General features: G+C 54.0%; 27 protein-coding genes. 1 reads left to right on the top strand and 26 read right to left on the bottom strand.

What is annotated here, in order from left to right; genetic code table 11:
* The 13 genes from ACOTXI_RS05395 to ACOTXI_RS05455 all read right to left on the bottom strand — a co-directional run bounded on the left by ACOTXI_RS05395 (position 1) and on the right by ACOTXI_RS05455 (position 9,439).
* Positions 1-543: a phage neck terminator protein gene (locus ACOTXI_RS05395; RefSeq protein WP_375029595.1), complete on the bottom strand. Its 543-nt coding sequence runs from the start codon at positions 541-543 to the stop codon at positions 1-3.
* The gene (locus ACOTXI_RS05400; RefSeq protein WP_129306838.1) at positions 536-922 is read right to left on the bottom strand and encodes a head-tail adaptor; all 387 of its coding nucleotides are present in this window, start codon (positions 920-922) and stop codon (positions 536-538) included. Before ACOTXI_RS05400 ends, ACOTXI_RS05395 begins: the two co-directional genes overlap by 8 nt.
* Positions 922-1,428 (bottom strand): hypothetical protein, encoded by a 507-nt coding sequence (locus tag ACOTXI_RS05405; RefSeq protein ID WP_421633907.1) that lies wholly within the window; start codon positions 1,426-1,428, stop codon positions 922-924. Before ACOTXI_RS05405 ends, ACOTXI_RS05400 begins: the two co-directional genes overlap by 1 nt.
* On the bottom strand, positions 1,425-1,844 hold the full coding sequence (locus ACOTXI_RS05410; RefSeq protein WP_421633906.1) for a DUF4054 domain-containing protein: 420 nt from the start codon (positions 1,842-1,844) through the stop codon (positions 1,425-1,427). The genes ACOTXI_RS05405 and ACOTXI_RS05410 overlap by 4 nt, the downstream gene beginning before the upstream one ends.
* Positions 1,813-2,094, bottom strand: a complete 282-nt coding sequence (locus tag ACOTXI_RS05415; protein WP_000725700.1) for an STY1053 family phage-associated protein — start codon at positions 2,092-2,094, stop codon at positions 1,813-1,815. The genes ACOTXI_RS05410 and ACOTXI_RS05415 overlap by 32 nt, the downstream gene beginning before the upstream one ends.
* A 39-nt stretch (positions 2,095-2,133) precedes the next feature.
* Complete coding sequence (locus ACOTXI_RS05420) at positions 2,134-3,075, bottom strand: DUF2184 domain-containing protein (protein WP_047718855.1); 942 nt, start codon at positions 3,073-3,075, stop codon at positions 2,134-2,136.
* An 11-nt stretch (positions 3,076-3,086) separates the two neighbouring features.
* Positions 3,087-3,581 carry a structural cement protein Gp24 gene (locus ACOTXI_RS05425; RefSeq protein WP_000528476.1) on the bottom strand — a complete coding sequence of 165 codons (495 nt, stop codon included), beginning with the start codon at positions 3,579-3,581 and terminating at the stop codon, positions 3,087-3,089.
* A gap of 3 nt (positions 3,582-3,584) precedes the next feature.
* Positions 3,585-4,787, bottom strand: a complete 1,203-nt coding sequence (locus tag ACOTXI_RS05430; RefSeq protein WP_021312711.1) for a DUF2213 domain-containing protein — start codon at positions 4,785-4,787, stop codon at positions 3,585-3,587.
* On the bottom strand, positions 4,784-4,981 hold the full coding sequence (locus ACOTXI_RS05435; protein WP_047718852.1) for a hypothetical protein: 198 nt from the start codon (positions 4,979-4,981) through the stop codon (positions 4,784-4,786). The genes ACOTXI_RS05430 and ACOTXI_RS05435 overlap by 4 nt, the downstream gene beginning before the upstream one ends.
* A gap of 52 nt (positions 4,982-5,033) precedes the next feature.
* Positions 5,034-5,582, bottom strand: a complete 549-nt coding sequence (locus ACOTXI_RS05440; RefSeq protein WP_047719187.1) for a phage minor head protein — start codon at positions 5,580-5,582, stop codon at positions 5,034-5,036.
* Between the two features lie 55 nt (positions 5,583-5,637).
* A complete protein-coding gene (locus ACOTXI_RS05445) occupies positions 5,638-7,089 on the bottom strand; it encodes a DUF1073 domain-containing protein (RefSeq protein ID WP_048289820.1) in 1,452 nt (483 codons plus the stop codon).
* 237 nt (positions 7,090-7,326) lie between these two features.
* Positions 7,327-8,724, bottom strand: coding sequence for a PBSX family phage terminase large subunit (locus ACOTXI_RS05450; RefSeq protein WP_421633904.1), 1,398 nt, complete (start codon positions 8,722-8,724; stop codon positions 7,327-7,329).
* Positions 8,657-9,439 (bottom strand): hypothetical protein, encoded by a 783-nt coding sequence (locus ACOTXI_RS05455; protein ID WP_421633903.1) that lies wholly within the window; start codon positions 9,437-9,439, stop codon positions 8,657-8,659. The genes ACOTXI_RS05450 and ACOTXI_RS05455 overlap by 68 nt, the downstream gene beginning before the upstream one ends.
* A gap of 67 nt (positions 9,440-9,506) precedes the next feature.
* Between ACOTXI_RS05455 and ACOTXI_RS05460 the strand changes: the two genes are divergently transcribed.
* Positions 9,507-9,839, top strand: coding sequence for a hypothetical protein (locus tag ACOTXI_RS05460; RefSeq protein ID WP_069602000.1), 333 nt, complete (start codon positions 9,507-9,509; stop codon positions 9,837-9,839).
* Between the two features lie 284 nt (positions 9,840-10,123).
* Here ACOTXI_RS05460 and ACOTXI_RS05465 read toward each other — a convergent pair whose 3' ends face one another.
* From ACOTXI_RS05465 to ACOTXI_RS05525, 13 genes are all read right to left on the bottom strand, one after another.
* Complete coding sequence (locus ACOTXI_RS05465; protein ID WP_200925845.1) at positions 10,124-10,810, bottom strand: Rha family transcriptional regulator; 687 nt, start codon at positions 10,808-10,810, stop codon at positions 10,124-10,126.
* A 178-nt stretch (positions 10,811-10,988) separates the two neighbouring features.
* Complete coding sequence (locus tag ACOTXI_RS05470; RefSeq protein WP_182014285.1) at positions 10,989-11,447, bottom strand: lysis protein; 459 nt, start codon at positions 11,445-11,447, stop codon at positions 10,989-10,991.
* Complete coding sequence (locus tag ACOTXI_RS05475; RefSeq protein WP_063945274.1) at positions 11,444-11,842, bottom strand: M15 family metallopeptidase; 399 nt, start codon at positions 11,840-11,842, stop codon at positions 11,444-11,446. Before ACOTXI_RS05475 ends, ACOTXI_RS05470 begins: the two co-directional genes overlap by 4 nt.
* A complete protein-coding gene (locus ACOTXI_RS05480; protein ID WP_123277553.1) occupies positions 11,829-12,134 on the bottom strand; it encodes a phage holin family protein in 306 nt (101 codons plus the stop codon). The genes ACOTXI_RS05475 and ACOTXI_RS05480 overlap by 14 nt, the downstream gene beginning before the upstream one ends.
* A gap of 310 nt (positions 12,135-12,444) precedes the next feature.
* Positions 12,445-13,134, bottom strand: coding sequence for a bacteriophage antitermination protein Q (locus ACOTXI_RS05485; RefSeq protein ID WP_421633902.1), 690 nt, complete (start codon positions 13,132-13,134; stop codon positions 12,445-12,447).
* Positions 13,131-13,271, bottom strand: a complete 141-nt coding sequence (locus ACOTXI_RS05490) for a YlcG family protein (RefSeq protein WP_017693180.1) — start codon at positions 13,269-13,271, stop codon at positions 13,131-13,133. Before ACOTXI_RS05490 ends, ACOTXI_RS05485 begins: the two co-directional genes overlap by 4 nt.
* Entirely contained in the window at positions 13,268-13,879 is a 612-nt protein-coding gene (locus tag ACOTXI_RS05495) for a recombination protein NinG (protein WP_421633901.1), read from the bottom strand. The genes ACOTXI_RS05490 and ACOTXI_RS05495 overlap by 4 nt, the downstream gene beginning before the upstream one ends.
* Positions 13,872-14,042 (bottom strand): NinE family protein, encoded by a 171-nt coding sequence (locus ACOTXI_RS05500; RefSeq protein ID WP_334801135.1) that lies wholly within the window; start codon positions 14,040-14,042, stop codon positions 13,872-13,874. Before ACOTXI_RS05500 ends, ACOTXI_RS05495 begins: the two co-directional genes overlap by 8 nt.
* Positions 14,042-14,497, bottom strand: a complete 456-nt coding sequence (locus ACOTXI_RS05505) for a YbcN family protein (RefSeq protein ID WP_045286862.1) — start codon at positions 14,495-14,497, stop codon at positions 14,042-14,044. Before ACOTXI_RS05505 ends, ACOTXI_RS05500 begins: the two co-directional genes overlap by 1 nt.
* Before the next feature lie 482 nt (positions 14,498-14,979).
* Complete coding sequence (locus ACOTXI_RS05510) at positions 14,980-15,876, bottom strand: DUF551 domain-containing protein (protein WP_421633900.1); 897 nt, start codon at positions 15,874-15,876, stop codon at positions 14,980-14,982.
* On the bottom strand, positions 15,873-16,310 hold the full coding sequence (locus ACOTXI_RS05515; RefSeq protein ID WP_421633899.1) for a hypothetical protein: 438 nt from the start codon (positions 16,308-16,310) through the stop codon (positions 15,873-15,875). The genes ACOTXI_RS05510 and ACOTXI_RS05515 overlap by 4 nt, the downstream gene beginning before the upstream one ends.
* Complete coding sequence (locus ACOTXI_RS05520; protein WP_017693170.1) at positions 16,307-16,603, bottom strand: DUF4406 domain-containing protein; 297 nt, start codon at positions 16,601-16,603, stop codon at positions 16,307-16,309. Before ACOTXI_RS05520 ends, ACOTXI_RS05515 begins: the two co-directional genes overlap by 4 nt.
* Entirely contained in the window at positions 16,600-16,944 is a 345-nt protein-coding gene (locus ACOTXI_RS05525) for a winged helix-turn-helix transcriptional regulator (RefSeq protein ID WP_421633897.1), read from the bottom strand. Before ACOTXI_RS05525 ends, ACOTXI_RS05520 begins: the two co-directional genes overlap by 4 nt.
* Between the last annotated feature and the right edge of the window lie 21 nt (positions 16,945-16,965).

Genomic DNA, 16,965 nt, shown 5'->3' on the forward strand with positions numbered 1-16,965 from the left:
TTAATCTCCAAAGAATTGCACTGGCGCGTCGACCAGCGATTTAATGCCGTACTGGCGGATGATTTTGCGGCGCAGGTCAACGCTGATATCGTAGCGGCGCACCCACTGGTTATTGATGAGCTCGGGCAGATTGAGGATCCGCCCATGCTGCAGGAACGTCAGCCCGACGTGGTTCAGTTCGTCGTTGTTCTGAGCCACCAGGAGGCCATCACGAAAGCGCGTGGCCGCCGCCAGCCCCTGCGGGCCATAAAAACAGAGGATCAGGCTGATGGTTTCATGCGACCACTGCTCGGTGTTCTCTTCACCCTGCACGTACGCGGGGTTGAAGTCCTCCTGGATGCCGGTAATACCGAACGCGCACCAGGTGGCGCCGTTTTTTGGAATGGCTTGCTGCGGGTCGGTCCAGCGCGGGTAAACCAGCGTGGCAGCCAGCCCGGTCACGCCCCGTACCCAGCGACTGATTAGCCGTTCCAGATCTTCATCGTAGGGTGGAGAGTTACCGACGGGAGTCAGGTAACCGGCCGTTGTGCTGTCGTTACTCAACTGGTGTACCTCCGTCAAACTCCAACAGTTCGCAATGCGCCTGAACGAAACCGGCGCCGTATGCCGGGTACGGGTCGACAAAGGTCACGCGGTACTCTCTCCCTCTGTACGTCACAGTGTCAGCGTCTAGCCCTGGCTGGCCCTGCGTTAGCCTGAATTGCGTCACAATGAGGATTGCGCCGTTGATGTTCTGCCCGGCAGCCATTCGCTTGGCTTCAAGCGAGCGGTCGACAGTCACCACGCCAGAGAACGGGATATCCTGCGCGGTGTTAACCGGGAAGTTATCCTCATCAACCGTCTGCACCTGCCGGTGACATACCAGAGTCAGATCGACAAAGTCCGGATCAAGCAGAACATCAGTCACATCGAGAAACGGCATTATTTTTTCCTCACGACATACTGAATAGCTCTGAAAAGGTATCCGCGCGCACGCAACGGCTTATCGCCAGGGATAGGAGGTTTCATTGCTCTGCGCTTCTTGATGGTCTTTTCAGATAGCGGGGTCAGTCGATCGCCTGCCTCAATGACAGCCTTTGAGGCATCACGCGCAATCTGTCCTGCGGCTTCAAGATGCATCGACGCCACATCTGCCTTACCTTCAAGCGCAGACTGTGCGGCCAGTTTTAAACGCTCGGTCGTTTTATCCCGCGAATCCTCAATGCCCATGTCCAGAAATGGCCTTGGCGGCAGAGTAACGGTCTCCCCGTCTATCTCTACGGTTGCCCCGGTGGACTGGAGATACCCCAGCTCAGCGTTACTCAGCGGCGCATCATCGCGCGGAGGACCTGCCGGGATACCAACCAGCACATCAGTGCCTGACAGTTGTTTCAGCGCATCCAGAACGACACTGTAATTGTCTTCCCGAATTGTGAGCCCGCTTTTCATTCCGGCGTCCCCAGTTGAACCGCTCCGGCACCAAACATCATCAGGTATTCCCAGAACTCCGATCCGTAACGGGTGTTGTTCCAGAAACCGGCATTAGGGTCCAGAGTTGCGCTTGCGTCGTAACTGGCCGAAACCTTATCCACTGATTTTGCGGTCTGTATGCCGCTATTTACACCACCAGCAGTACCCACAGCTACACCACGCATATCGGCGGCGTAAAGGTACATGTAGTGCGCAACATACAGCCCGACGATGTAGGGAAAGATATCCACGCCAAAGCGCGACTCACTCAACATGGCATCAGCAAGATTCAGTCGAGTCTGGATCATTGGCGTGGGGTACTTTGTATCGTCAGCGAACTGCGGAAAGGTTGCCCTGAACTGCTCAGGCGTCGGCAGACTTTGATTTCTTGCCATTATTGGTAGTCTCCGGCAATTGCGCTTCGAGTTCAGCAATACGCGCGTCTTTCTCGGCGATTTTTGCTTCCAGCTCAGCAATGCGCGGGTCTTCTGCGACCGCTGGCGCTTCGCCATCCGGAGAACAGTGCGCTTTTACGAACCAGTGATCAGCAACCGTGTCATCAACGTCGTGGAAGCCAACCGGGAAATGCTTTTGCTCTTTGCCGTCGTTGAAGTTAAACGGGGAGAGTACGTAAATCTTTTTCATTGCAAGTCCTCATGAGCGGCCCTTTCGGGCCGCCGCAGGTTAGATGCCGTCGACGTAGGCCAGAGTTTCCGGATAAACCGGCTCTACTGCACCGAGCTTGCCGTAATAGGTTACGAGCTGATACAGGCCGCGATACTGGATCGGCACGCTCATCAGCGGAACCATCGGGAAGCGAACGTATTTCTTGTCGTTGGTGTAGAACATCATGCGATCAGAGTTCGACACGCCACGACCTTTCGCCCATTTCACCGGACGGATGTTCAGAGGACGCCCGTTCTGGTGGTATGCGATGGTGTTGGTTTCCAGATAGGTCAGCAGGGACTGGTTACCAGCGCTGGATACGATGGTGCTTGCCAGCAGAGAGAACTGCTCCGGCGGGATCAGCAGGTCCGTCGGTACCATGGAGTAAGCCGAGTTGGCCCACGCAGCACTCAACCCGGCATTAATGCTCGCCCGGATTTCGTCAGCGGTGGAGGTCGCCCAGGTCTTCGCGGCGTTGGTCGGCGTTACCTGCGTCAGGTTCAGCAGGCCTTTAACGTCCAGACCGGAATCGCCGATATAAACCTGCTCGTCTGTGTCCATGTTCCACTTCAGCTGCATGCCGTCGTACTTCTGTGTGTCGATCGGGCGACCAACCTGCGCAGCTGCCTGCAATTCGGGAACGGTCCATCCCAGCTCCATACCCCAAAGGGTAAGCGGGAAGCCAGTTTTTGCGATGTCGACGTTAACGCCAGCCAGCGCGGTAGGGATTTTGCTAAGCCAGTTTTTACCGTTAGCATTCGGTGTACCGGCAGCAGCAAAGGTGGTGTTAGTGAACGAGCTGATCTCATCAGCAATAGACACATCTTCACGCAACTTGATATCGCGCGACCAGGTGAAATTCACCAGCGGCAGATTCAGTGTCTGATCGAGACGCTCCAGCTCATGGACAAGAAAGGCACCAGTGCCGTCGACTGTCGCCTGGTCAAATGTCATTGGCATTTGCGATTTCCTTAAATATTGAAGGCCAGCTCAATGTTGCCGCTGGTGTCGCCAGGGCCATTGAAGTAAGCGTTAGTGATCTGGACGGTATTCGAGCCATCAGCGGCGGCAAGGAACGCGCCGAGAGGGCTTGAGGCGGATGGTGTGGCCACTCGCATGTAGACCGGGCCATGCAGCGCAACGCTGGATGCATCCGCGCCGATGTTTACCGTGACGTAACCACGTACCAGGCAATCGCCGGTGAAGTTTTTACCGCTGCCTACCTGCTGGACTTTATCCGGCTGGCTGGCGGTCGGATACGGACGAACGTAAATGCCCACCAGCACCGACGCTGTATCGCTCGCAGCGATTGGCACAAATTTCCCGGAGGAAATCTTGCCGCCAAGGCCGTAAGCGGGGAAAAGGTTGGAGGAGTCCAGCAGTTGAGGTTCAACCGTCAGATCCTGCGGACGAGAAATTGCCCCGGCGATGCCCGCAGGCATCCGGTAAAGAAATGTATTACCCATTGGTTAGCCTCGTTTAGACCAGAATTCCTGCGCGGCCTGATTCATACCGGCAATGGTTTTAACAGTGGTGGCAGTCTGCGTTTGCAGGCTGTCGACGGTTTTGGTGTTGCGGTTTTTCGCCAGCTCAGAAACAGCCGTGAAAGCCATATCTACCGTGGCTTTTTTCAGCTTGCTGATATCGGCATCACCGACAATAGAGCGCACCAGAGATTGATCGGCAGAAGCGAGCACCTGGCGTTTGAACGCTGTCGGCTTAGCCTTTTCTGGCAACTGGATGCCTGGCTGAATCAGATCGGCGCGATAAGCGGCATCACCGGTTACTTTGCCTTCCTCCTCATCCTTCTCTTCTGGATCTTCATCACCAGTCGATTGCTCCTGACGCTCCATGCCTTCCAGCTTATCCAGACGGGCAATGATGGCCTGCGCCCAGTCGGGGACTTCTCCGCCTTCATCGCCAGTGCCAGGCAATGCCGGGCCGGGAAGCGGATTTTGCGGCGCAAGGTTAATGACCACTCCTCCGGGTGTCATGGAGGTCGATACATCGTTATCGCCAGTGACATCATCAGGCGGGTTGTCGATAAGATTCGCCATTTCGGCAGCGTCCCCGGTTTTACGGGCCTTCAGGAGCCGGGTAAACCAGTTTTTAGTAGTGCTTGGCATAGAATCCCCTATTGCACAACGTGAACCAGCCCGCCCGTTAGGGACAAAGGCCAGATGATTACCGGTTATCGCGTACTGCTCTGCGATGCCCGGTGAGATTTGTCGGTAGTCAGCGTCATAACCGCAGCTCACCTCTTCGTCGCCGTTCTCCACTGCCTGAATGGCCTCAGGCGTTTTGGCAATGACGTCCGCCAGCAGCAGGTCTGATTTATCACCCGCGCCTCGGCGAACATTCTGGATGTGGCCGTTAGAGAGTTGCCGCCAGTTTTCTGGCGTGACGAAGATGATGTTTCCGCTGAAGTCTTTGGGGTGGCCTATCGTGACGGCCATACCCTCAAACGATGCGATAGTGCGCTCGCTGAAAACTTCTTCAGGCGTGCGCTGTACGGTTATGAGTCCGTGGCTATCAGGCTGCAGGTCAGGCAGCTCCTCAGCGCCATATACCTGCTCACCAGTCCTTGCGATCGGGACGTCCTTAAACAGGACTGACCCATCAGCAAGTTGAAAGCGGGTATTACCAAGGCGGGTTTTAAAGAAATATTTCATCCATCTACCGCCTGCGTTGATTTAATGAATTCCCGCAGCAGATGTTTAATCTGGCGAACATTTCCGCGGCCAGTGATACTGCATCGACGTTTATCACCTGCACGCTGGAATGTTGCTGAAATACCGTCGTAGGAGGCGGTTATCTTTTCGATATCGCCAACCTGCTGCTTGAGGAAATAAATTGCTTTTTTCATGGGGTTACCTGCTGAATTGCGGGTATTGAAAAGGCCGCTCACTGGCGGCCTGTTATTTCTGTGGATCCGGGATATTCACTTCCGCCCAGCATTTGCAGTTCGGGAGGCATCCGGCATGTCCGGTCATACCGTCCAGCGTTGGCGGGTTATCCCACCTGACAAATTTATCTTTCATTTTGCGGTGTGAGGGCCGGGTGCCAGCACCCTCAATACGCCACCAGTAACCCTCAGAGCCAACGGATAACGCCCGAGCCTGAGTTAATGCGCCAGTTGCACGCCCTATCTCAGTGCGGGCTATCATCCGCGCCCTGCTGGCCGCCACGTCACCGGACTGCATGATCATCTCGTAAAGCTGATCGGGGCGCTCTCCGCGAATTACAGCCTCCATCGCCCGCGCCTGAATCTCAGAAACGCGGCTGGCAGCCTCAAGCGGAAGTGATTTCATGTACTGGACCTGACGGGCCACAATATCGCGCGCAACAGCACCGACAGGCGTATTACCCACGACGTCACGCAGGCCAGAGGAAATTTCTTCCGAAACAGAGCGCCACTGGTTCCACTCTTCACGCTCTACCTGGGCAAACATCTTTCGACCGACCATTTCGGCCCAGTCGTCAATCACCCCGGAGTAGTCAACAAGCGATTTAGCAATGCTGTCAGCGCTTGCCTGTGAACCATCGTAGGAGCCCGTGACGATTTGGTTTATCTGGTCGACTATCGCCAGTAGGCTTTTCTGGTACTGGACCTCCGATCGGCGGCGGAGGGCTGGTTTCAGATTCAGTCTCCTGCCACTGTTTCGCCGCATTCTGGATATCCTCATCGCTAATTGAAGCACCGATGCCGGTAACATCAGAAAGTTCGCGCAAATCGGTAAGCGCAGCAGCCGGGGACATTCCCAAATCACGCACCGCGGTTGCCAGAGCGGTAGTTGTGTTGGTCGCCACCGTAGAGCGATCGGTGTCGCTCATCTGCCACAGGGGGTTAAACTCAAAGGTGAAATCTTGCGGCAACGGCTCGCCAAACTCTGAGCGATGCAGTACATCGAATAACAGGCGGATGTGAGGCCGTAAATCTCGCTCCTGAAGCGTTCCCACGTCGTCGTAGTAGTTCGCGAGGTCAGCGTCACCGGTTGAAAAACCCTTCGGCGACTGGCGGAACAGACGGACAAGAGGAATGCCAACAGCACCCGCGATATCCTCTTTAAACTCGCTAAGCAGGTCAGACAGCCCTGCGAAAGAATAGGAATGTGTTTCAAATTCGTCCTCCGAATCAAACAGGGACATACCCTCGTTCGTCTGGTACTGGCGGACCATCTCCATATTCTTGATAAGCGCCTCAAACGCTTTACCGCCTGTGGCGATAATTTCACGCAGCTTTTTAATCTTTGCCGTTCGCAGATGTGCCTTGTAGGCAAGCTGGGCGGCGCCGACGCTGGTGCTATCGTAGGAAGTCAGGCGATCGAAGATGCGCTCGACAATGGACATGCCCCACTCGTTTTCGGTGATTTTCTGCTGGTAGGGCAGTTTCACACCATCCATGCGAATCAGTCGGCTGTGGTGAACGGTCCACGCAGGAAGCCCCTGCGCCGTCGTCACGATGTCATAGAATTCTGGCTTGCCGAGATTGGGGCCAAGTGCCTTAATGCGCCTGGTGAGCTGCGGGTTAATCATCCAGCGGTCAAGTACAGCCAGACCTTTAAAGCTGCCCTTGCCAACCTTATCCAGCACCAGCGGCGTCAGCGGTGCCTGACCTTCAATCAGAATCAGCGCCACCGCCCCGCCATACAGTCGGGACCATTTCAGCGTCTCGTTGATGCAATCCCAAAGCTGAAGCTCATCGAACCGCGATTCCAGAATGCCACGACGTTTCGGGTCAATCTCACTGGTGATCCGCACGCCCTTTTTGGTCATATCGTCCGCTTTCGAATCGACTGCGGCACCAATAATCCAGGAGGAGCGATAAGCCCACTCGATGAGCAGGCGGTTGCGGCTGGTATAGTTCGCCCTGTAGGTCGATGCGGCATGCTGGTTAGGCTGCTGCATGCCGACACGGGCAATAAAGTTATCGTACGAATCCGCCGTGGCGACTCGTCCTGTTTTCTTCGCCATGGTGACTATTCTCCGGATTTTTTGGTACTCGTGGCGGATAGGATAATTTGTTAAAAAACGACCCGATTTAACATAATGACTGTTACCCGCACCAGCCGGATCCCTCCCATGATGAAATGTCCGCCAAAGGCTTATTTATCGGGGTTAAGTGGCTAAAAGCGCGTGAATAAAACATGCATAAACAGGGTCGAAAAATGAATAGCGTGAATTTTGCGTGAAACGGTTATTTCCAGGTATTTAGCTGTTCCCCAGCGCTTCCCAGATATCCATTGCCGTATCAGTAGGAGCGAACGCCATGATAAAAGCGTCGGCCACGTTCGGCGATGGCACATCACGCTTGGCGAGGTCTTTTTTGCTTTCCACCATCACACGACCATTTTTGTCAAAATCGCGGTGAGGTGTGGAAAGCTCGAATTTCAGCTTTTCCAGTAACGGGCAGTCACTGTCGATGCTGATCAAATCGTCGACATCAAACTTTTCTCCGTTCTTCACTGCGTTGTAGGTGTTACGAAAACGTTCGGCCACCAGCCACCAGGCCTGAGCTTTCAGGTTTGCGAAGAAATCTTTATTCAGGATGTCGAGTTGATACACCTCATCCGGTTCGTGCACACCTTCACCAGCATTGAATTTTGTATGCTGGATGGCTGCTGAATGATAGGGATCAGCTGCTTTACGCTCGGCGTTGATTTCTTCGAACTTAGAACCACTACCAGCACCGACTCCTATGGAGTCGTAGACAATTTCCGCTCCGCGCTCCAGGGCTGCGTTATAGGTGCGCTTACAGCTTTTCATCAACTCGTCTTCTTTGGCCTTCCATTCGTCAGCCCAGTAGACGACAGAGCCATAGCGGTAGACGTTGGCGCATTTATCCGCGCCGCTGTCGGCTACGTCGAAGCCCAGGCGCTTACGCCCGGATGGTTCGAACCCAAGTTTTTTATGCGCATCAATCGCGGCTTCTACCCACGAAAGTTTGATAACAGCGTTATCGTCATCGGTGCGCGGCACGCCGAGATAAACATGCTCAAAGGTTTCCGGGTCACGTGCTTTAGCCGCGTCGATAACATTCTTCATGGTGCTGCTGAGGAACTTGTTTTCGTCGTAATTGATTTTTCGCACCAGCGTGTCAGGTGGTGGGTCAACAACGAAATTTCGCCAGACGTAATCCGTCACCAGTCGCGGGTTAAAGATAAACCAGCACTCCGATCCCTCTTTACGAATGGTAGGTTCGAGAATTTCCCATTGCGCTTCCGTAATAGCGTGCGCCTCTTCATTCCAGAGTACATCCACGCTTTCCAGCGACTTGATCTCTTCGATGTGCCGCCAAAGGCCGTAAAAAATGAACTCGGCCCCGGTGTGACGGTTGATGATTTTGTTGTCGAGAATGCGGAAACGGTGGCGCAGACCAAAGCGGTTAATCTGTATTTTCAGCAGAGCGTAAACCGATTCCTCGATTTTGTTCTGTATCTGACGCGTACAGAGAAAACGCAGCGGGTAATGGTCAGCCAGATAAATAGCGAATCCGGCAGCATCCCATGATTTTGACGATGACCGGCCACCGTAAAGCACCTTATTCCTGGCTCTCGTCGTCCAGAACGGACGCAGCGCCGGATTCAGTGTCGGTTTTGATGTCTGCATAGAAGTCGTTCAGGCCGCGAGGGGCATTGTTATTCGGGTCGCCCGCTTCACGTTTAAGGCGGTCAGCTTCAAGCGTTACTTTTTCAGCAGAGGCCAGGCGATGCTCGATAGAGGCTTTGGTTAACTCCAGCGATTCAATGCGCGCTGTGTTGCGGTGCATGGCTTTCTCAGCGGCGCTGATGTTATCCAGAAATTGCTGCCTCTCATCTTCGTCAGCGGCGTCGTCCATCATCGTGCTCCAGCGTCCGATATTCTCAGCCGCCGTGAGGTTCGCAGCACGTAGCCAGAATAATTCGTCATCAAGGCTAAGCGCCTGTGCGTCTTCGCTGGTTGCGTCCGAGAGGAGCAAACGGCGACCGTAGCCTCCATGTTTGAGCGCATGCTGATTGCCGGGAGCGAACGGATTGACAGGGGGCGCAGTGCGCGATCCGCGTATCGGTTTCGTGTCTCGGGAATTTTTGGTGCTGCCTGTTTCACAGTCGGATTTTTTCACCCTCCCGGATTTACTGGCCTCGCCCTTTCCCTTTTGCGAATTCGCACTTTTTTTCGCACTGCTTTTTTGCGAATTCGCACGATAATTCGTAACTTTGATGTAGCGTTTCGCAGATGCGTAATTCAGTCCCTGAGCCTGGCACCAGTCTTTAGGGGAAATACCTGTTTTGGCATGCTCGGCGAGGAACTGGTCTTGCAGTGCTCCCCAGTCCGGTTTTGCCATAAATTATCCTTTGTAATTCTCAGATTTTGCATGAAACTTAAGCTAAACAATTTGTTGAGGTTTGCAGATGAATAGAAGCGAATGGGATTGGTGTCTAAATAATGATGACTCTCTTTATTATTTCCCAATCAACCACACCGTAAAGGGAAACTACAGAATTCATTTTGAACTGAGTGGCTCTCACAACCTCAGAGTTTCTGACGCTGCTCTAGCAGGGAAGCCCGTTCTTCTGTTCGAATACGTTGATGAGGATGATGACCGTCCAGCCATTATTGGATTCATTGAAGCAGATTCCACTATCGAGTCCATGATTGATCATCTCAACAGCATTGACAGCATTTACCACGAGCCGATATACAAATGCGTGTATGAATGGGCGCTACAACTTTTCTATCGATAGTCATACGCCATTACGATGGGTCTGCCCATGGTGATGACTTTGTAAGTAAATTCTTAATATCCCACGCTTACGCTTGTTGTTACCTGTTGAGGTGCCAGGCTATTCGTGACTCTGATGCGGAGAATGCCAACTCCGGGGAAACATCAATAAAAAGAGCATTGAAACTGAGACTCCTATAGCCCTCCTTGTGGGGGCTCTTTTTTGCCATTATCAAGCCCACCAGCGGATGAGCTTTGTAATGGAAAGCCGTTGTGAAAGTGGCTCTCAAAACCACAAATCTGTGGTTATGCGGCCAGGCGGTGCTGCTCTTCGATAAGTGGCTGACGATGGTTACGCTCGAACATGCCACGCAGTACCTCTTTCCTTTGCTCGAAGTCCCACCCCATGCTGATAAATACCGTGTTGGCGCGCTGTAGCTCGGTGATGCAGTGAATTTGTTCCGGCGTCAGGTAATCGCGGATCGGTTCTTTCTTCCCGATTTCGTGATGCACGCGGAACTTGGCTGAAGTCATGCCCAAAGCCAGCCTGTTAATCAGGTCAGCCTCGTTGGAGAAGTGATGCGGTGCGATCTGTTTACCCTGAGCCTCTCGCTCATGCTTGATGGCGTCGGTCATAGGCTTGTACTCCAGGCGCGCGGAGTTGCGGTCCATCGTCTTCTTAGCCAGCGCGCTGCGCATCGTGAAGAATTCAGCCACAAGGCGCTTCTTGAAAGCCCGGACAACTTCGTTGTTTCGCATGTAGGTGATCAGCAGCGTGGTTTGCTGCTCGTTTAACAGTGCCACCCTTTGCTTTTGCTTGCCGCCCTTTGTGTCCAGGGTGCGGATTTCAAATCCGACCCCTCCAAACTCTTCAAGGTCACTTTTGTTACGGTCAACCAGCTTGATGATGGTGTCATGGTCTCGCCCAACACCTTCGGCGATGGCGGCAGTATTGGTTACCAGGTCGAGTTTCTTGATTTCAACTAATTGCATGGCGTCTTTACCTTTTAGAAAGTGAGCCTGTCTCACAGAAAAGCCGCCCGAGAGAGGTCGCCACCTATAACGGCATTTCTCAGGCTCGCTTACTGAAAGGCTCTCGTTGATGTACGCGTGAGATGCGCAGACATAAAAAAGCCCGACCGAAGTCAGGCTCTGTTATTTGGGTAACGAATCATTTAAGACACTGCTCTTTGATGTAGTCCTGCATGCCGCGAATCATCTTGTCAGCGGTTGCGATTCCGTCCCGGTGATCGAAATAATTCCGTCGAGCGTCTGGAGTAAGTTCGGGGGTTCCTGCATCATCCACGCCGGTGGCGGAGGTGGCTTTTGGCACTCCAGGGCAGGTTGCGGCGATGCGCAGCCGTTTAGCGCCAGAATCGACATCCCGACGCAAATCGTTAATGGTTTTTTTCGCATCGGACAATTCCTTCGTGTATTTGGCATCCAGTGCAGCGACATCACGCTGGCGGGTCTGCATGTCTTTGATTGTGTCGTTAGCCAGTGACAGGCTTTGCTCAGCGTCGTCAGCGCGTTTCTTCTCTCCCTTATAGCTGGAATACGATAACCACGATGCCAGCGCCAGCAGGAGAATCACGCCTGGCACTATCAGCGACTTCAGGCTGATGTTCATGCGGGGATCTCAACGTGAGGCGCGTCGATGAATTTGGTTTCGATAGGCAGCGCCGGGTCATTCTTCCAGTTGATGCCGAAGCGGAGTTTCAGGCCCTGTTCGTCAGCTGCCTGCTTAACCGCTTTGAGCAAAGGCTTGAACTCTTCAATCTTCCAGGTGGTGTTAACCGGGATGATGTCGACCGCATGACCGGTCAGGTGACGGCTGTTCATCGTCTGAGATTTACCGGTGGCGACCATCTCTTTCTGCCGGGCCTGCGTTCTCAGCCCTTCGATGACGATGAAGTCTACCGGTGTGATTTCCAGCGCCCGGCGGATCACTTTCACCAGGTCAGGATTTACGCCTTTAAGGTTGTTCTCACTGCGCTGTGAGAATTTGAAGTTATTGGTTTGCATTTTTCATCCCCGTCAGGCGTTCCCAGAAATAAGTCAGCGCAACAGAACCCATGGCGCCACTAACTCCAGCTGCCGCCAGAATCATATAAAGGCTCAGGCCACTTTCTACGCTGACAAGTCCACCAATCACGCCGGTAAAGCCAGAAACGGCTATCTGAGCCAGCGCATTGATCCAACTCCAGGTCGCTTTGTTCTGTTTAACGTCGATCAGGTAACGCACAAGGCCGCCCCAACAGGCGAGCACAAGGACGACGATCCAGGAAAGACCGGCAATGCTCTCTTTATCTTGCATACGTTTAGCCATATCACCTCCGAAAGAACGGGGTGCTGTTTGTAGTAAGGGATCAGGCCCTCGGGACGATTTAACAAGTAGGCGTGTCGATGATGGTTCCCGGAGCCTGAAATAAAAAAGCCAGCGACAGGCTGGCAATGTGAGGGTATGGCAATGTCGGCTCTCTGGCCGAAGGGTCCCAGGTAGTGGGTTCTGGTGTGTGGCGTACCGCAAATAAAAAAGCCCAAGGCGTTAACCTCGGGCTTGAATTCTTTGTGTCGACAATCAAAGCTATGGCGACGATATCAGATTTACATGAAATATATGCGTTTCAATCCAGTTTTGCAAGACTTGAGTCTAAATTTGTCGCCTTTTGTTGTGAACGTGATCGCGTAACCTGCAATAAAGCCCCGCTATCCAGGCGCAGGAAGATACGCCGCATCTCAACCCAACGGTCCGTAAACGTCTCTGACCAGTTCTTTGGTGTTACGCCAACCAGCGACGCCAGCGCCTGGTATTCGTACGTCTCCCGCCCCGCCAGCTCCGCTTTGACGTCCTGCGCCGCCAGCCAGATAAGTTTCTTCAGGCGCTCCAGCGTCTTGCCAGCCACCTTCTTCGTGCCGAGCTGTTCCCGAAACTCTGCCCACGCCCACTGGGTTATCGCCACCTGGTACTCGAATCGGATGTTCTCGCTGTAGTTCCATAGCAGCCATGCCTTCTGGTGCTCTTCCAGCGACAGGACTGCGCGGCGCCAGGATGCGGTAACAAACTCAACCGGACCCACCAGCGCGATAGATGATCCCTTGGCGCGCGACTGGCTGCCGCTCATCGGCGGGCCGTCAGGGTTCACTTTCCGGCCGGTTACCGGATCGGTTATTTTCTTCCGTCCTCGGCTGCGCGCCGTCGCGGTGAACTGCGCGTTCTCGGCGAAAGCTACCAGTTGCCCTTTCGTCGCCCCGCTCAGATCTGCGGTTGCCACAATGAGCTGCTGACGTACGTATTCCAGTTGCTGACTGTTCATTGTGCGGCTCCTGCAGGATGATAGATGCGAACGAAGTTACGGAGAATGCGGTAATCGACCAGCACGGAGCCCGGGCGGCGGTAAATCCGGAGGCGCTGCCAGCGCGCTCGGAGTATCTCGATCGTTTCTGGCTTCATGCTGCCTCCTGCTGTTTCAGTGCGCGAAGGCCTGATCTGGCCTTGGCGCGGATGCCATCCAGTTCTTCACGGGTGTATCGGTGGGTTTCGTTGTTGGATTCCAGCGCCAGCACGCGCTCTTCACCGATCAGTTCAACCAGCGCGGCGCGGTACGCCTCGATGCTCCCTGATTTGTGAACGTTGCAGGCGGAGCACTGGAGCCAGATATTGTCCGGGTTAAAGCGAAGCTGTGGTGCGGCTGCCGTGGTGCGGTAATGCCCGGCATGCCAGGCGAAGGCGGTCTTGGTACCGCAGGAGATGCAGCCATGCCCGGCGGCCAGCAGCGTTTCGCGCCGCCAGTCGTTGAAGGCGCGCTGAGTCATCTGCACCCAGTGACGGATCGGCTTCAGTTCATTACGGCGCGCAGCGCGCCGTTGGCGACCCTCCTTCTCTTCGGTGCGCTGGCGCTGCGCTTCCTTCTGCTGAGCGGCTTCGCGGGCTTTTGCGGTCTGTTCTTTGCCGATCGCGCTGGCGCATTCGAAGCTACAAACTACCTGCCCGTTGCGTACCGGGTGGAACCACTGGCGACAGCCATGATATGCGCACTTGCGGCGCGGTAACTTAGCCATGCGCCTTCCTCGCCGCGAGACGCAGCCATTTCTGATCCACCAGGCGCGCGGTGTAGCCTTTCATAGTCGGGATGTCGGACGGCTTAGCCGCTGGCTTGCGCTGGCGGCGCGCCGGAACGCGGAAGATTTCGTTTGAGATAACGCGGGAAAGTGGAGTTGACATCAGGCCTCCTGCTTATCGCGCAGCACCTGAAATTCGCTGCTTTGAGGAATTGTGAGCACCAGGCCAAACTGAGCGCACCAGCCTTCCACCTGGCACATGAAATGGTGCATGTCGCCAGTGTCCAGATCGGACGTGTGGCGCAGCTCTAATTCAATCGTCTTAATTCCGGTCACGAAGTCGGTGTATTCAACCTCTTCATAACCGAGATAGGTCTTTTTGAGGTTGCGCTTTACCCATGCAGGCGTGGCGTCAGTGCGCCCAGACTTGATCAGGTAATCGCTGATTTCCTCGTACCAGACATGGCTCAAGCTATTTTGAGAAAGGCTTCTCTTCTCGTGCCAGTCTTTGAGTTGCAGGCGGAAGCACTTGCCACTTTCGAGGAGAGGCTTCAGATGCTGAGTGATAGCACCAAGGTTGCCACGATGTAGCTTGATGCCGTCTTTTGGGAGAATCATACGCCACCTCCGAGAGGTAACGCAGAATGCAGAAAATCGCAGGTGCATTTCTGCATCTGTGACAAGGTGAGGAGTTCAGATTGTTGTCGCATTTAAGTCCCCTTAAATGCGAAGAAGTCACCGGAGTTGTTCAGGCTCCGATGACTTAATTATGGATGGATGATTATTGGAAATCAAACGTTGCTTGACGTTTAACTCACCATGGCAACAAGCACATGCCAACCAGCATTGACAGAGCGAACATAACCAGAATCACCAACATCACTGCGTCGAATGGGTTAGGCGTCATCGCTTGTCCCTTTTCAGTTTGGCGATCGGGTTGTTCCACGCGTCAATATCCTCCTGGATAAGTTTTCCTTTCCCTTTGCATAGCTCGCATTTTGTCAGCAACCCAAAGCACTCAGGGCACTTAACAAATGGACCAGCCTTTCTCTTCCATGAAAGCACGCAAGCATTGATGATTATCTTGTTTAAACTCTCCATCACTTCACCTCCTGCTGCGGTGCTGCTGGCAGCGGCATCCAGTGGGTTGGCTTGCAGTAGCAATCAAAGCCGTGTCCGTGTGCTGACCCGCCAACGTACGTTGCCATCCTGATTAATGGATCATTACTTTCCGGCGCGTCTGGACGGTACGCCAACACTTTTTCTCCTGCGGAAGGCATCCGCTCAACGCAAGCCACCCAACCATCCTGAATCACCGGAGAGTTGCCGCTCACGGCCTCCTGAAAGCGTTCAAGCTCCACGTACTCCTGACATGACCAACCGCCATCAATGAAATCACGAGCTTCAACAGCGTCGAAAGTGAATGATGTTTCGCCGCCAGTTGATGAGGTTAAGCCGTACAGGTCTGCTACTGGCTCAATCTGTGTTACAGGCTCTACCTTTTCGGTGACATCACCAAGATGGTTAACCATACCGAGCTTATCCTCGTGATGGTTCTTACCCTCATGTGTGAGGGATACATCGGCACCCTGAAGCATGGCGGCGCGGCAGTCATCAAGAGCACGGTTGTACCACTCCGCGCAGCCACCACCGACGCGACGCCCTTTGTACATCCACCATCCATCCGCGTCGTTACGCTTAATGGGCTCAGGCACAGAAACCGGCGCTGGAGGGGCGGTGTAGACAACGCTTTCAACCCAATGTGCACCATCTTCATTGCAATGGCACTTCGACTCTAACGGCTCATCCAAACCTTCGGCACCACACCCGCTACAGGTAAAGAGTTTCCGGCTTTTAGCTTCGAGCGATGCCAGCGCGATGCGCAGCGCCGCCAGCGTGTTGCCGTCGTCTTCGTCCAGGCCGAACGGGATTTCATCACGGGCAGCTTCCATCTCGGCAATTTTCTGCTGCAGCCATTGTTTGGTAATAGCGCTCATGATGCCTCTCCTTTACCGGCTGCGGCGGCGTTAACCATCGCACGATATACTTCAGCTAGGCGCTGTGACATCAGTCGAGACATCCGCCCGGTTGAAGTCAATCGACGCTTACCAGCTACCAGCTGATCAAGCGTGGGCTCGACCGGAACCAATGTACGCGCCTCCAGCTCAGCAATCCTCCTCTCTGCCTCTTCAAGTTGAGAGCGCAATTCAGGCGCTTTGTCATCTGCGTTCCGACGTAATGTTGTTACCTCATCAAACAGCTCTACCGCGATATTTCCCTGCTGTTTTGCCAGATTCTCTGCGGCTTCCAGCTCATCCAGCAGCGCCAGCACATCGCGAGTTTCCACGAACATATTCGGATCGAAGTTATCGACCGCTTTTTCTGCGGCTGCCTGCAATTTTTCTCGTGTGCGTTTGTCGATGTTGCTCATTGGGCGGCTCCTTCAAATTGGTAAGAAATTTTAATTCCCAACTTTTTAGCCATGGCATGCTCAGCGACGGCACCTTCCGACTCTTGCCACCCATGCAGCATGTGAATGGCGTCTGCGCAGCGAAGCATCGCCAGGCAGATGTCCATATACTCACGCTGAGATAAACCATCCGGGAGCGTGGCCGGATTTAATGCCACATGACCACCTGATAACATCTGCTGTGCTACTGCGTTAAACATCGGACGGTTGTAGTTTTCGTAACCCGTCATTGGTCCTGCGATGTAAATTTTCATACCCCTACCCCCCCCCAAACCATCAATACCCTTCTCATTGCCGCGCTGTTGCGGCACTCCTGGCAGATCACGTTTGTGTCCGTCCGCTGAATTAACTTCGACTTGCCCTGCTTCATGCCCGGTATCGTGTCAGGGGCGAAGCGCATGCCGTAACTGGTCAGGCTGTAAAGGCGCTGGCCATATTTGCCTTCGCAGCTGATCAGCCCATCGGCCAGCAGCGTGCTAACCGTCCCGGATATCTTTTTGGTGTCCATTCCGATAAGCGCTGCCAGTTTGGCGTTGTTCAGTCCTGGGTTATTGCGCAGGGCTGCCAGCACCTGCTCACGGATTGTTATGGTCATTGCCTACCCTCCGGATCCCAT

Origin of the sequence: Enterobacter cloacae complex sp. BZL2005, from assembly GCF_049238885.1 — a bacterium.
GTDB classification, from domain to species: domain Bacteria; phylum Pseudomonadota; class Gammaproteobacteria; order Enterobacterales; family Enterobacteriaceae; genus Enterobacter; species Enterobacter roggenkampii.

Bases quoted from the DNA above. Each gene is read 5' to 3' on its own strand.
- ACOTXI_RS05490 (WP_017693180.1), bottom strand. From the start codon at position 13,271: ATGAAGCCAGAAACGATCGAGATACTCCGAGCGCGCTGGCAGCGCCTC.
- ACOTXI_RS05430 (WP_021312711.1), bottom strand. From the start codon at position 4,787: ATGAAATATTTCTTTAAAACCCGCCTTGGTAATACCCGCTTTCAACTT.
- ACOTXI_RS05465 (WP_200925845.1), bottom strand. From the start codon at position 10,810: ATGCAATTAGTTGAAATCAAGAAACTCGACCTGGTAACCAATACTGCC.
- ACOTXI_RS05440 (WP_047719187.1), bottom strand. From the start codon at position 5,582: ATGGTCGGTCGAAAGATGTTTGCCCAGGTAGAGCGTGAAGAGTGGAAC.
- ACOTXI_RS05475 (WP_063945274.1), bottom strand. From the start codon at position 11,842: ATGCAAACCAATAACTTCAAATTCTCACAGCGCAGTGAGAACAACCTT.
- ACOTXI_RS05410 (WP_421633906.1), bottom strand. From the start codon at position 1,844: ATGGCAAGAAATCAAAGTCTGCCGACGCCTGAGCAGTTCAGGGCAACC.
- ACOTXI_RS05505 (WP_045286862.1), bottom strand. From the start codon at position 14,497: ATGATTCTCCCAAAAGACGGCATCAAGCTACATCGTGGCAACCTTGGT.
- ACOTXI_RS05435 (WP_047718852.1), bottom strand. From the start codon at position 4,981: ATGAAAAAAGCAATTTATTTCCTCAAGCAGCAGGTTGGCGATATCGAA.
- ACOTXI_RS05425 (WP_000528476.1), bottom strand. From the start codon at position 3,581: ATGGGTAATACATTTCTTTACCGGATGCCTGCGGGCATCGCCGGGGCA.
- ACOTXI_RS05480 (WP_123277553.1), bottom strand. From the start codon at position 12,134: ATGCAAGATAAAGAGAGCATTGCCGGTCTTTCCTGGATCGTCGTCCTT.
- ACOTXI_RS05405 (WP_421633907.1), bottom strand. From the start codon at position 1,428: ATGAAAAGCGGGCTCACAATTCGGGAAGACAATTACAGTGTCGTTCTG.
- ACOTXI_RS05495 (WP_421633901.1), bottom strand. From the start codon at position 13,879: ATGGCTAAGTTACCGCGCCGCAAGTGCGCATATCATGGCTGTCGCCAG.
- ACOTXI_RS05515 (WP_421633899.1), bottom strand. From the start codon at position 16,310: ATGAGCAACATCGACAAACGCACACGAGAAAAATTGCAGGCAGCCGCA.
- ACOTXI_RS05420 (WP_047718855.1), bottom strand. From the start codon at position 3,075: ATGCCAATGACATTTGACCAGGCGACAGTCGACGGCACTGGTGCCTTT.
- ACOTXI_RS05455 (WP_421633903.1), bottom strand. From the start codon at position 9,439: ATGGCAAAACCGGACTGGGGAGCACTGCAAGACCAGTTCCTCGCCGAG.
- ACOTXI_RS05400 (WP_129306838.1), bottom strand. From the start codon at position 922: ATGCCGTTTCTCGATGTGACTGATGTTCTGCTTGATCCGGACTTTGTC.
- ACOTXI_RS05460 (WP_069602000.1), top strand. From the start codon at position 9,507: ATGAATAGAAGCGAATGGGATTGGTGTCTAAATAATGATGACTCTCTT.
- ACOTXI_RS05520 (WP_017693170.1), bottom strand. From the start codon at position 16,603: ATGAAAATTTACATCGCAGGACCAATGACGGGTTACGAAAACTACAAC.
- ACOTXI_RS05500 (WP_334801135.1), bottom strand. From the start codon at position 14,042: ATGTCAACTCCACTTTCCCGCGTTATCTCAAACGAAATCTTCCGCGTT.
- ACOTXI_RS05525 (WP_421633897.1), bottom strand. From the start codon at position 16,944: ATGACCATAACAATCCGTGAGCAGGTGCTGGCAGCCCTGCGCAATAAC.
- ACOTXI_RS05450 (WP_421633904.1), bottom strand. From the start codon at position 8,724: ATGCAGACATCAAAACCGACACTGAATCCGGCGCTGCGTCCGTTCTGG.
- ACOTXI_RS05415 (WP_000725700.1), bottom strand. From the start codon at position 2,094: ATGAAAAAGATTTACGTACTCTCCCCGTTTAACTTCAACGACGGCAAA.
- ACOTXI_RS05510 (WP_421633900.1), bottom strand. From the start codon at position 15,876: ATGAGCGCTATTACCAAACAATGGCTGCAGCAGAAAATTGCCGAGATG.
- ACOTXI_RS05485 (WP_421633902.1), bottom strand. From the start codon at position 13,134: ATGAACAGTCAGCAACTGGAATACGTACGTCAGCAGCTCATTGTGGCA.
- ACOTXI_RS05445 (WP_048289820.1), bottom strand. From the start codon at position 7,089: ATGGCGAAGAAAACAGGACGAGTCGCCACGGCGGATTCGTACGATAAC.
- ACOTXI_RS05470 (WP_182014285.1), bottom strand. From the start codon at position 11,447: ATGAACATCAGCCTGAAGTCGCTGATAGTGCCAGGCGTGATTCTCCTG.